Genomic DNA, 11,860 nt, shown 5'->3' on the forward strand with positions numbered 1-11,860 from the left:
AAATCCATGAGCTATAACAACTTCCAATTTCTCAAGTTTCGGATAGAACGGGGGGTTCTGTTCGTGACCATCGACCATCCACCGATTAATATCCTCACACTGGACATGGCTGCGGAATTCCTCCGTCTTTCCGTGGAAGTGACGGCCGACAAGGATATCCGAGTCGTGGTATTCGACAGCGCCAATCCCGATTATTTTATAGCCCATTTTGACGTGGGCACCCTGGTGCAGTTTCCTGATTCTCCGGCCGCCGCCCGATCGGTAGACCTTCATGACCTAAATCGGGCCTGCGAAGCCCTTCGCCGAATGCCCAAACCGACAATCGCCAAAGTCGAAGGACGGGCCCGGGGTGGCGGGAGCGAGCTTTTGATGGCCCTGGATATGAGGTTCGGGGCCATCGGACGGGCATTCATCGGCCAACCCGAAGTGCCTTTGGGTATCATTCCCGGAGCCGGTGGTACCCAAAGGCTGCCTCGTCTCATCGGCGTTTGCAGGGCTTTTGAAGTCATCCTGGGTGCTGATGATCTCTCAGCTGATCTGGGCGAGCGTTATGGCTATTTTAACCGGGCCTTGCCAGAGAATGAACTAACAAAGTTTGTTGAGGCCCTGGCCTTTCGGATGGCTACTTTTCCACCGGCCGCGGTTTCGGCAGCCAAGGCGGCGATATTATCTGCAACGGAATTACCCCTGATAGAAGGAATCATGGAGGAATCAAGACTTTTCAGCACCATCCTACCCTCTGCAAAAAAGCGCATGAAAAAGTTTTTGGAATCAGATGGTCAAATCCATTCGATGGAACTGGATTGGACGAATATGTGGGATGTGCTGGCGAAGGTCGAATAGGTATTATGTCCGGGGCGAATGAGGAGGAAATTGGACTGGCGACTCGAAAATGGGTAAAAGGATCAGATGGGTGACAGCCAGACCAATGAGTTGATCAATAAAAATCGGAAGGAGAAGAAAGAAATGCGCTTACAGGACAAAGTGGCTTTGGTAACCGGAGCAGGAAGAGGTATTGGCCGGGCAATAGCCGAGCGGTTCGCCGTAGAGGGGGCCCGGGTGGTAGTCAACGATGTAAACGGGGAGAGCGCTCAAGAAACGGTTGAGATGATTAAGACCCAGGGAGGGACCGCTGCTCCCATTGAAGGCGACACAAGCCAAGAAACCCATGTGGAAAGGATGGTGCAATTCGTCGTTGATACTTATGGAGGGCTGGACATCCTGGTCAATAATGCCGGGGTCGAAATATGGAAACCGATTCACGAAATGACCGCCCAGGAATGGGACCGGATTATGGGCATAAATCTCCGGGGGGTCTTTCTCGTGTCCAAGCATGCCGTTCGGCAGATGCTGTCCCGGAACCGGGCCGGACAAATCGTCAATATGGCTTCAGTCGCCGGTTTAGTCTCTTTTCCTGGACTGGGCGCCTATAGCACTTCGAAGCATGGCGTCATCGGACTGACCAAGACCATGGCCTTGGAATTGAGGCCGCACAATATCCGGGTTAATGCCGTTTGCCCGGCATTCATCGATACCGACATGGCCGGACGGTTGCTCGAACTTCTTAAAAGCCAAGGCCTTCCTCAGGATGACCTCTTGATGCAGAATCAGGGACGTCTGGGCCATCCGGGTGAAGTGGCCAATCTGGCGCTCTTTCTGGCCAGCGACGAATCCTCCTTTATGTCCGGCGCGGCCGTACCCATAGACAATGGCTGTACGGCCCAGTAGAGTTTGTCCGGTCGTCGAGTCAATGTCCTTCATGTTGTTATCGATGCGGAACAAATAAAGGGTAATCAGGCCTACCGATTACTGCCGAAAGAACAGGGAAAGGAAGCCGGATCAAAAAGCCCATTACAATCGACAGGCGCGGTGGAGAGGTAAATTAAAGTTTACAAATCTTATATCTTAAGAAAAGGGGAGGAGCGAAAATGAACACAAGAAGGGTGTTATTTTTTAAGGCCAGTATCGTCACAGTCTTGTTTTTTGAACTAATGCTTTCACCCTCTTTGGGACTCTGTGTGGAAAAGACTCAAAAGGGAAAAGGTCAACCCAAGACCTTGACCATAGGATATATCGCCGGTATGACCGGGTTTTCGGCCGGTTCGGAAAGAGTCATTGAGCAGGGAGGCCATTTGGCCGTGGACTGGATCAATGAGAAGGGCGGGATCGATATCAAGGGGGAGAAATACCTGATCAAACTGGTCACCGAGGACCATAAGAGCACGGCCGAGGGTGCAGCCGGTGCGGCAATGAAACTCATTTATGATCAAAAAGTAAAGTTCATCGTCGGAGGTATCATGCCCTTCACCAATGTGGCCATAAACAGCGTGGCGGAACCGGCCAAGATTCTACGGGCGGCTATCTACAACGTGGTCACACCCGACGAATACGGACCGAAGACCCCTTATACCTTTGTCACCTGCAACGGCACCGTGGAAGGCATGATCACCATGCTGACCTTTCTGGCCCAGGCCCATCCTGAGGTCAAAACCATAGCGGTTTCCCATCCGGATGACGGCGCCATACCCTTTATCCAACCTTGGATCGTGAAGATCGCCAAGGAACGGGGGATCACGGTATTAGGGGACGTCGTCGGCTTTGCCTTGGATACAGTAGATTTCACCCCCCTCGCCAAAAAGATGCTGGCCCGTAATCCGGATGCCATAGGGATGATTAACGGCTGGCCTTCCATGACGGGGGGCGTTCTTAAAGTGGCCCGGCAGTCTGGTTACACCAAACCCATTTTCATTACCACCTATCAGCCGGCAGAGGATACGCTGAAGGTGGCAGGCAAAGAGGCGTCAACCCTTTTCTATCAGCACAGTCTTCTTCCGGGCGACTCTCACAATCCGCAGATTGTTGATGAGCTGATGCGCCGGTGCCAGACCAAGTTCAACCATAGCCATATTTACTACATCATCGTTGGGTTCAATAATCTCTGGATGCTGGCCCAGGCCATCGAAGCGGCCCAGAGTCTTGATTCCACGACGGTGAGGGATAAATGGGAAAAGATGAACACCATGAAGAGTGTTTTGGGAACCGCACACCTGGGCGGGCTGAAGACATACGGGATCAAACACACCATGTCCTATCCCATACCGATAATCAGTTATGTAAATGGCGTTCCGAAAACCATGAAATTGATGGATGTCACGGCTCCCTAAAGGAGGGAAGTCAGGATCCAGGAGACGGGATTCAGGATGTTTAAGGTAATCCAAGCTATGAGGAGTCAACAATGGGCAAAGACAAAGTAAATTGGGAGTATATAAACGAGTGGAAGAAGGATGTTAATCCCCTTGGGAAAAAGGAAGACTTCAAGGCCATCGGGTTTTCTTTCGGTCTTCCGGAGATCATCGATCCCATAGGCACAAGATACGGTGTTGAGGTTGAGGTGCAGCCTCAATGGCAAATTCCACGGAAGGCCCTTATATGCCAGACGATCGTCGGCGCCCTTTACAGCCGAAGGGGGAATCCCCATCAGCCTATTGAACCGGAAAAAACCAGGGAACAGGCCCTTGCCTGCCTTGAAGCCGGCGCTCCCAACGTGCATATTCATGTGAGGGATCAGAACGGTTACAACACGCTCGACCCGGAACTTTTTCACTTTGTTATCGATCCCATCAGAAAGGCCTATCCCGACAGAATCGTGTGCGGCTGCATGGTCCCGAACATCGACGGCGACTGGGAGAAATTTATCGAATGTTGCCAGGATGGATTGTTTGATCAAACCCCGATAAATACAACGGCAACGTTTTTAGGGGATACGGCTTTCGTCAAGCCCCCTCATGTCATCATTGAAAAAACGCGGATATGCCAGGAATTAGGAGTTAAGCCGCAGATTGCCGTGTACAGCGATGGGGATATCGATAATGCGGACCGGTATCTTATCAAGACAGGGGTTCTTGAGAAACCCTACTACTGGATAGTCCTGCCCGCGCTCCCCGGCGGGTCCCCTATGCATAGTCCCAAAGCCATGGTGGAAGTGCTGATGCATTACTGCAACCGAATAAAGGAGATCGATGAAGATTCGCAGATTGTCGTGTGCGCCTCAGGCAGGGCATCATCCTACCTGTCCACTTTTGCCCTGCTTCTGGGTCACCACATTCGTATAGGCATGGAAGATACCGTATGGCGATGGCCACACAGAAATGAGATGATCACGCATAACCTTGAAACGTTCAAGGCTGCGAGGACGATGTTGAATTTACTCGGCAGAGAATTGGTGACGCCGGATGAGTGGAGAGAGCTCCTGGGCATGCGAAAACCGGGAGGCACGCTGAAACGCTGATCATGGGCGCAGAGGAAGAAAAACGGTTTAATTCGGGTAAAGGAGGGATCGAATGACCGGACCAATGACGGGGAAAGTCGCCCTGGTAACCGGGGCGACCTCGGGAATCGGCAGGGCCACAGCCCTGGCCTTCGCCAAAGAAGGCGCCTGGGTTGTGGCCGTAGGGGATTCCAATGTTGCGGGGGGGAAGGAAACGGTTGCATTAGTTGAAGGGGCAGGCAGCCAGGGCCTATTCGTAAAGTGTAACGTATCGAAGAAAGAAGAAGTTCAACACTTGATTCTAACAACCCTCAAGGAGTTCGGACGTCTTGATTATGCCTGTAATAATGCGGGCGTTCAGCAACAGATGGCACTTCTGGCTGAAATCGATGAGGCCGAATGGGACCGGATTATTGCCATCAATCTGAGAGGAGTGTTCCTTTGCATGAAATATGAGATTCAGCAGATGGTGAAGCAGGGGAATGGTGTTATTGTCAATATTTCCTCTATGGGGGGGCTTGCTGCTCCGTCGCCGGGTCTTTCCAGCTATATCGCTTCAAAACACGGTGTAATCGGTCTGACCAAGGCGGCGGCCATCGAGTATGCCAGAACAGGGATTAGGGTCAATACCGTATGCCCTGGGGTCATTGAGACCGGGATGACTGCCCAGTTTGCCGCGAAAGCCTCGGAGGAAATGATGCAACTTCTGGTGAATATGCATCCTGTCGGAAGATTCGGGAAACCGGAAGAGGTGGCCTGCGCGGTAATCTGGCTCTGCTCGGATCTGGCAGCCTTTGTGACGGGCTCCAGTGTGGTCGTGGATGGAGGGGTGACGGCGCAATAAGAGGAGTTCCCGTCACAATAATTTAAGGGAAAGGAGGACCGATCAACCAGCTTTTGAGATCAAAGGGGTGCCCCGATATTCTTTTTGAACCCGGGTAAGTCCGGCCCCCTGCCCTGGCCTTCACCAGGGAAGGGGCCGGGTCGGAGGTCTGACGGCAAAATAGGGCGGGTATCGGCGAAACTCTGCGCCCAATTTAATCCAAGACGAATGTTCCTCAGGAGATCTGGCCCATTGCTAATCTCCTTGACAAAAAGTTAAGATAACATATATGTGGGTAAGTTAAGAATACGTAGTGCTTCTCTACCCCAAGAGATAACCGTCCGGGCATTGTGGCATTAGGGCGGACCAGCGTCACATATATTCCGAGATTTTCCGGCAATCGGGGTTGAATCTTTTCTTTTTCCGAGAAACCGATGAAGAATGAATCCAGGGAATCGCAATTACTGAAAATTGCCGAAGAGATCGAGGCCTGTGCCCTGTGCCGGCAGGGGAAAGTGGGCCTGGCAGTGGTCGGTGAAGGAAACCCTGACGCGGAAATCGCCTTTATCGGAGAGGCCCCGGGCAAAGAGGAAGCCAAGGTCGGCCGGCCGTTCATTGGAAGATCGGGGAGGTTTTTACGGTCGCTGATCCGGGAGATCGGACTGGAAGAAAAAGAGGTCTACATCACCAGTCCGGTCAAATATCTGCCCCAACGGGGGACCCCAACCAGGGCGGATATCGCCCACGGCCGCACCCATCTTCTCCGGCAATTGGCGGTCATCGATCCTAAAATCATCGTTCTTTTAGGCCACGTAGCCGCACTCGCCGTCCTGGACCGGGAGGTGGCCGTCAGCCGGGAACATGGAAAAATGATTAAAAAGGGGGATAAGACCTATTTGATTACCTTTCATCCGGCGGCGGCCATGCGTTTTCCCAAGATCAGGAAAGCATTTTACGAGGACTTTGAGAAATTGAAAGGATTAATTGAAGAAGAGTCAGTTTAAACACCCTATTTCAAATAGCTTTGGTCAGGTCTTCGGGAAAATTAAATCATCCGCTCCCGCCCTTCCCAGTATTTCTTCCTGACCGCCTTCTTATCCAGCTTTCCGTAAGCCGTCCGGGGGATGGCCTCGTAGAACTCGATCCGTTTCGGCCTCTTATAGGCAGTCAGATTCTCCCGGCAGAATTCCAGGAGTTCGGTTTCGCTGACTTTTTTCCCTGCGGCCTTGACCACGATAGCCAGAACCATCTCTCCCCATTTTTCATCGGGAATGCCGATAACGATCACCTCACTCAAAGCCGGATGCATGGCCAGGCAATACTCGACCTCCGTCGAGTAGACATTCATCCCCCCGGAGATGATCATGTCGTGCTTGCGGTCCACGAGATAGAGGTAGCCGTTTTCGTCCCGGTAGGCGATGTCCCCGGTATGGAGCCAGCCGCCCACGATCGCCTTGCCCGTTTCCTTTTCCTTGCCCCAGTAGCCCTTCATCATGTGAGGGCCCCGGGTGATGATCTCCCCGGTTTTTCCTGTCTCCACATCCTGATCGTCCTCGTCGACGATACGCACCTGGGACATGATGATCGGCATACCGCAGGATTTCAGCCTTTCCTTCCTGCCCTTTTCAATGGCTTCCAGGTGCTGGCGTTTGGTGAAGGAAGCGGTCTGGTTGGCCACCTCCATCTGGGAATAGGCCTGCATGAATATGGGCCCCATGGCCTTCATGGCCTCTTCCAGCCGTCTGGGGGAAATCGGCGCGGCGCCGTACATGATGGTTTTCAGGCTCGACAGGTCGTAGTCATTTCTTTTCGGATGGTCGAGGAAACCATAGATCATGGTGGGCACCATAAAGGTGCAGGTGATTTTCTCTTCCTGAATCAGGCGGAAGGTCTCTTCCGGGTTAAAGCCATTGGTTATAACGACCCTGCCGCCCTTTAACAGGCAGGGGGGGATCATGAAACCGGCGGCATGAGGCAGCGGTGCGGTTTGCAACATGATCTCCCCCTCGGAAATATCCATTTCGACAATAGAGCTGAAAATGATGCTTACATACGATTTATGAGTATGCATGACCCCTTTGGATTCCCCGGTGGTGCCGCCGGTATACATAATGGCCCGAAGGTCGTCCTGCTCTACCCCCACATCCAGGGGGGTGGACGGGGAACTTTCCAACAACCGGTAAAAACCGATCACCCCCTGGGAGAGAATCTCCTCCCGGTCGGTAACGGCGATGACGGTCTGGACAAAATCATAGTCCTTGAAAAACAGCCCCACCTTCTGGTAAAAGAATTCATCCAGGAGTATGGTCCGGGCCCCGGAGTCTTTTATCCGATAATCGATGTCCTTAAAGGTCAACATGACATTCAAAGGGATCATCACCAGGCCGGCCTTGGCCGCGGCATAATCGGCATAGAGATATTCTATGCAGTTGGTGGTCATGATGACGATCCGGTCGCCTTTTTTCAGGCCCAGGCCGATAAAGGCGTTGGCCAGTTTATTGACGGCCGACTCGACTTCCCTGTAGGTATAGACCTGACCGTTTATCTTGAAGGCCACCCGGTCTTTATACTTTATAAACGCTTTGTCCAAAATATTGCCGAAACTGGTTTCCAGCATAGTTACCTCCCGTAAATAGAATAGTTATCTGCGTATATCGGCGAAAATCTGCGTTCTGATTAAGAATTCGGCCTTTTCAGCCGCCGATATACCCCTTGATGATCTCAGGGGTGTTCTGAAGTTCCCGGGCCGTGCCTTGCATGAAGATCTCGCCGTTCCGCAGGACGTATCCGCGATGGGAAAGGGCCAGGGCCAGGGTAGCCGCCTGTTCGACCAGGAGTATGGTGATCCCGGTCTTATGAAGGTGCCAGATGGCCTTCATGATCTGTTCGACCACCAGAGGGGCCAATCCTATGGATGGCTCATCCATCATGATGAATTTCGGCTCCATCATGATGGCCCTGGATATGGCCAGCATCTGCTGCTCCCCCCCGCTCAGGGAAGAGGCGATCTGATTCCTGCGCTCCCCAAGGATGGGGAAACGCTCGAATTCCTGTTCCATGAGCCGTAGCACCTTGTTTCGGTCCCTCCTCTGGAATCGATAGGCCCCCAACTCCAGATTTCCCTTGACGGTTAAATCAGGGACGATCCGTTTGCCCTGAGGCACATGGGCGATGCCGAGTCCGGCGATCTGGTGGGGCTTGAATGTTCCAAGATCATGGCCTTCAAAGAGGATCTGACCTTCGACAATGGGGGCCAGACCGGAGACGGCCATGACCAGCGTTGTCTTGCCGGCCCCGTTGGCCCCGATCAGGCTGACCACTTCCCCCTGACCAACCTCGACATCAATCCCTTTGAGTGCTTGGACTTTATCATAACGGACGGAAAGTCCCTTGACGCTGACCACCGATTGCTGAGCAATGGTCAACGTATTCTGTTTGACTGGATTAGACATCATGCTTCTTATCCTTCTTTCCGGCGAATATTTTCAAGGGTCTTGGCCAGGTCGCCCCGTCCCAGATAGGCTTCGATCACCTTCGGATCCCTGCGGATTTCCTGAGGGGTCCCCTCGGCGATTTTAATCCCGAAGTTGTGCACGGAAATCCGATCCGAGATGCGCATCACGAAATCCATGTTATGTTCGATAAGTAGAATAGTCATCCCCATGGCCCGGAGCTTTGAGAGGAGGCTAAAGACCTCTTCGACCTCTGAACGGTTTAGACCGGCTACTGGCTCATCCAGCAAAAGGAGATCCGGTTTCAAGGCCAGTGCCCGGGCAATCTCCAAGAGTTTTTGATGCCCGTAAGACAGGTCACCGGCACTTTTCGAGGCCAGATGGCTGATCCCGACGAACCGGAGGAGATTGAGGGCACTGTCCTTGAAACCGGCCTCTTCTTTCCGGGAGGCCGGCAGAGAAAGGGCATAAGAAACAGATCCACTGCTGAAGTGCCGGTAAAAACCCACCAGGACATTATCCAGGACGCTGATCTCACTGAAGAGCTTGAGATTCTGAAAGGTGCGGGCCATGCCGAGGCTGCCCCGGCGGTGGGCTTTTAGACCGTTCAGGTTCAGGTTGTTGAAAATGATGGTTCCCTGATGAGAGTTCAGACTGCCGGTGATGAGATTGATCAGGGTGGTCTTGCCGGCCCCATTGGGTCCGATAATGGCGTGGACCTGTCCATTCCGGACCGAAAGGTCCAATCCATTGACAGCCATCAGACCGCCGAAGGAGCGGGAAAGTTGCTTGATGGTCAGGATGGTGCTGCCCGGATCTTTTGGCTCCCGCCTTTCAAATAAAGCGCTGATATCCTGTGCTGAATCTTCATCCCTGCTCTCCGGGAGTACTTTTGCCTTGAGAACCCTTCGGATTCTTTTTTCTGCCAGGCCCACGACCCCTTCCGGTAGCAGGGTCAAAACGGCCAGGAAGGTTCCTCCGTAAAGGAAAAACCGGTATTCATAGAGTCCGGCCAGGACCTGATTGATGAAGGTTAACAGGGCGGCACCGACCAGGGGACCCCAGCGGCTTCCGGAACCTCCGATGACCAGGGCGACCAGAAGAAACATGGAAATGTGAACGGTGAAGCTGTCGGAGTTCAGATAGCCGGTCTGGTGAGCCAGAAAAAATCCGGCAATACCGGCATAGGCCGCGCTGATGACAAAGGCGATCACCTTCTGTTTGGTTATGGATATGCCCATGCTTTTGGCCGCGTCTTCGCTGTGTTTCAGGGCAATGAGCGTCTTCCCCCAGCGGGATTCCACCAGATTATCGGCCATCCATTGCAGTAAGGCCCAGGTGATGGCTACCAGATAGAAATACCCCCAGGGGCCGAGTTCCTTTCCGGACAGGCTGGGAGTGGGCACTCCGTAAATGCCCATGGTCCCCCCGGTCAGGGAAATCCATCTCTGGCTCAATATCTCCACTACAAAACCGAAGGCTATGGTGATCATGGCCAGATAAAGGCCGCGGGTCCGTATGGCCGGAAGGGCCACGATCAATCCGACCAGGCCGCTGGACAGGGCGGCCAAAGGCAAGGTCAACCAGAGCGGCCAGCCCAGTTTCGTAGCCAGCAGGGCGGAGGTATAGGCACCGACGGCCATAAATCCCGAATGCCCGATGGATATCTGATTGGTGTACCCCACCAGAAGGTTCAGGCCGATCACCGCTATGGCGTAATAACCTATGGTTTGACCCAGGCTCAGGACGTAGTCCCCCCGGAAGAAAAGGGGAAAGACCATAAATAAGCCTATGGGACCGAATCGATAAAGACCATCAACCCAATTGGTAAGAAAATACCGTTCAGCGTTAAGTCCCGCAAGGCGGGATTCGTCAAAATTTTTTTTCATAATTTGCGGCGCCTCCTCGGGGGCCTGTGTTCAGTAGTCTAATAAATTTCCTGTTCCTTAAATAGACCGGAAGGCCGGAAAATAAGAACGGCAATAATCAACAAGAAAGCGATCATATCCCCGAATTCGGAGGTCATCAAACAGGCAAAGTTTTCAATCAACCCGAGGAGTAAGGACCCCACCAGTACGCCGACCGGGTTCATAAAACCGCCCAGGATGGCTGCGGCAAAGCCCTTAATAGTCAGCTTGAAGCCCATAAAGGGTTCGACCGTGGCCACCGGGCCGACCAGGAACCCGCTGATCCCGGCCAGGATGGAGGCGATGATATAGGCGGCCACTTTTATCCGGATCACATTGATCCCGAAAAGAAAGGCCGTATCCGCATTGTAGGCCACGGCCGAAAAGGCCTTGCCGATGAGGGTCTTCTTTAAAAGGAGGAAGAAACAGATCATCACGGCCAGTGAGGCCAGGATGATGAATATCTCTTCGGGGAAAAACCCTATTCCGCAAAGATGCACCGCCTCTGCCCGGCTGCCACCGAAAAGGGAGGGGAAGGGCCGGGCATGGTTGCCCCAGAGGACGATGACCGCATTCTGAACGATCATGGCAAAGCCCATGCCGGTCAGAACATAGGAAAGTCCGGCATGGGCTACGGGCCTTATGGCCACCCTTTCCAGCACAATTCCCGCCAAGGCCAGGAAAACGACCACCAACACAAAAACCAGCAGATAGGGGAAGTTTAAATGAATGAACAGGAGGGCAATGAAGCAACCCAACATCAGGAAATCACCCTGACCGAAATTGAGGGTGTTGGTAATCCGATGGGCGATGTAGAAGCCTTCGGCAATGAGGGCATAAATGGCCCCCATGGCCAAGCCGGAGATGGAAATTTGCAAGATTGTTGTGTAATCCATTTGGTTCCTTTCTCTTTTTGGAACATTCAGCGATCAGCTGTCAGCAGCCAGCCAACCCCATGATGGAAAAGATTTTACGTATCCATATGATTCAGGTTCAGCTTCAGATTTTTCAAAAGGCTGAAGTGTTACGATTTTACTGAAAGCTGACAGATGATTGCTGATCGCTGACCGCTGCTAATGCGTTGCCCTGACCACAATGTCATCCTTCCAGACCCCGAGAAAAACCCCTTTCGGATCCAGGATTTCATGATCCTCTTTACTGAAGGGTTTTTTAGGGACCGCGGTAGTGGCCGCCTCAAAATTGTCGATCTTCTCCAGGGCGTCCCGAATTGCCTCGGGATTGGGACCGGCCATATCCAGGGCCTTGAGAAGGATGCGGGCCCCGTCATAATGAAGGATGGTGACTGCCGGCCAATCATATTTGGACCCGTACTCGGCCCGTAATTTTTTGTCCGCAGCGGCCGCTCTGGGTTCGGAGACATCCACGGTCTGGCCCATCATAATCCCCTGCA

General features: G+C 52.9%; 11 protein-coding genes. 6 read left to right on the forward strand and 5 right to left on the reverse strand.

Annotated features, from left to right (window positions below; all coding sequences use genetic code 11):
* The first annotated feature begins 6 nt into the window (after window positions 1-6).
* The 6 genes from HY879_00955 (at window position 7) to HY879_00980 (ending at window position 6,094) form a co-directional block, all read left to right on the forward strand.
* On the forward strand, window positions 7-843 hold the full coding sequence (locus HY879_00955; protein MBI5601901.1) for an enoyl-CoA hydratase/isomerase family protein: 837 nt from the start codon (window positions 7-9) through the stop codon (window positions 841-843).
* Between the two features lie 123 nt (window positions 844-966).
* Window positions 967-1,728: a 3-oxoacyl-ACP reductase FabG gene (locus HY879_00960; protein MBI5601902.1), complete on the forward strand. Its 762-nt coding sequence runs from the start codon at window positions 967-969 to the stop codon at window positions 1,726-1,728.
* 200 nt (window positions 1,729-1,928) lie between these two features.
* Window positions 1,929-3,164 (forward strand): ABC transporter substrate-binding protein, encoded by a 1,236-nt coding sequence (locus HY879_00965; protein ID MBI5601903.1) that lies wholly within the window; start codon window positions 1,929-1,931, stop codon window positions 3,162-3,164.
* Window positions 3,165-3,235: 71 nt separating this feature from the next.
* Window positions 3,236-4,288 carry a 3-keto-5-aminohexanoate cleavage protein gene (locus HY879_00970; GenBank protein ID MBI5601904.1) on the forward strand — a complete coding sequence of 351 codons (1,053 nt, stop codon included), beginning with the start codon at window positions 3,236-3,238 and terminating at the stop codon, window positions 4,286-4,288.
* Window positions 4,289-4,340: 52 nt separating this feature from the next.
* Window positions 4,341-5,111, forward strand: coding sequence for an SDR family oxidoreductase (locus tag HY879_00975; GenBank protein ID MBI5601905.1), 771 nt, complete (start codon window positions 4,341-4,343; stop codon window positions 5,109-5,111).
* A 413-nt stretch (window positions 5,112-5,524) separates the two neighbouring features.
* Window positions 5,525-6,094: a uracil-DNA glycosylase gene (locus HY879_00980; protein MBI5601906.1), complete on the forward strand. Its 570-nt coding sequence runs from the start codon at window positions 5,525-5,527 to the stop codon at window positions 6,092-6,094.
* Between the two features lie 41 nt (window positions 6,095-6,135).
* Here the strand turns inward: HY879_00980 and HY879_00985 are convergent, their stop codons facing one another.
* From HY879_00985 to HY879_01005, 5 genes are all read right to left on the reverse strand, one after another.
* Window positions 6,136-7,707, reverse strand: coding sequence for a long-chain-fatty-acid--CoA ligase (locus HY879_00985; protein MBI5601907.1), 1,572 nt, complete (start codon window positions 7,705-7,707; stop codon window positions 6,136-6,138).
* Window positions 7,708-7,783: 76 nt separating this feature from the next.
* Window positions 7,784-8,542 (reverse strand): ABC transporter ATP-binding protein, encoded by a 759-nt coding sequence (locus tag HY879_00990; GenBank protein MBI5601908.1) that lies wholly within the window; start codon window positions 8,540-8,542, stop codon window positions 7,784-7,786.
* Between the two features lie 8 nt (window positions 8,543-8,550).
* A complete protein-coding gene (locus HY879_00995; GenBank protein ID MBI5601909.1) occupies window positions 8,551-10,431 on the reverse strand; it encodes a branched-chain amino acid ABC transporter ATP-binding protein/permease in 1,881 nt (626 codons plus the stop codon).
* A 38-nt stretch (window positions 10,432-10,469) separates the two neighbouring features.
* Window positions 10,470-11,345, reverse strand: coding sequence for a branched-chain amino acid ABC transporter permease (locus HY879_01000; protein ID MBI5601910.1), 876 nt, complete (start codon window positions 11,343-11,345; stop codon window positions 10,470-10,472).
* A gap of 177 nt (window positions 11,346-11,522) precedes the next feature.
* Complete coding sequence (locus HY879_01005; protein ID MBI5601911.1) at window positions 11,523-11,849, reverse strand: hypothetical protein; 327 nt, start codon at window positions 11,847-11,849, stop codon at window positions 11,523-11,525.
* Window positions 11,850-11,860 lie beyond the last annotated feature (11 nt).

It is taken from the genome of Deltaproteobacteria bacterium, from assembly GCA_016219225.1.
In the GTDB taxonomy this organism is placed as follows: domain Bacteria; phylum Desulfobacterota; class RBG-13-43-22; order RBG-13-43-22; family RBG-13-43-22; genus RBG-13-43-22.

Bases quoted from the DNA above. Each gene is read 5' to 3' on its own strand.
- HY879_00955 (MBI5601901.1), top strand. From the start codon at position 7: ATGAGCTATAACAACTTCCAATTTCTCAAGTTTCGGATAGAACGGGGG.
- HY879_00965 (MBI5601903.1), top strand. From the start codon at position 1,929: ATGAACACAAGAAGGGTGTTATTTTTTAAGGCCAGTATCGTCACAGTC.
- HY879_00960 (MBI5601902.1), top strand. From the start codon at position 967: ATGCGCTTACAGGACAAAGTGGCTTTGGTAACCGGAGCAGGAAGAGGT.
- HY879_00980 (MBI5601906.1), top strand. From the start codon at position 5,525: ATGAAGAATGAATCCAGGGAATCGCAATTACTGAAAATTGCCGAAGAG.
- HY879_01000 (MBI5601910.1), bottom strand. From the start codon at position 11,345: ATGGATTACACAACAATCTTGCAAATTTCCATCTCCGGCTTGGCCATG.
- HY879_00970 (MBI5601904.1), top strand. From the start codon at position 3,236: ATGGGCAAAGACAAAGTAAATTGGGAGTATATAAACGAGTGGAAGAAG.
- HY879_00975 (MBI5601905.1), top strand. From the start codon at position 4,341: ATGACCGGACCAATGACGGGGAAAGTCGCCCTGGTAACCGGGGCGACC.
- HY879_00990 (MBI5601908.1), bottom strand. From the start codon at position 8,542: ATGTCTAATCCAGTCAAACAGAATACGTTGACCATTGCTCAGCAATCG.
- HY879_00985 (MBI5601907.1), bottom strand. From the start codon at position 7,707: ATGCTGGAAACCAGTTTCGGCAATATTTTGGACAAAGCGTTTATAAAG.
- HY879_00995 (MBI5601909.1), bottom strand. From the start codon at position 10,431: ATGAAAAAAAATTTTGACGAATCCCGCCTTGCGGGACTTAACGCTGAA.
- HY879_01005 (MBI5601911.1), bottom strand. From the start codon at position 11,849: ATGATGGGCCAGACCGTGGATGTCTCCGAACCCAGAGCGGCCGCTGCG.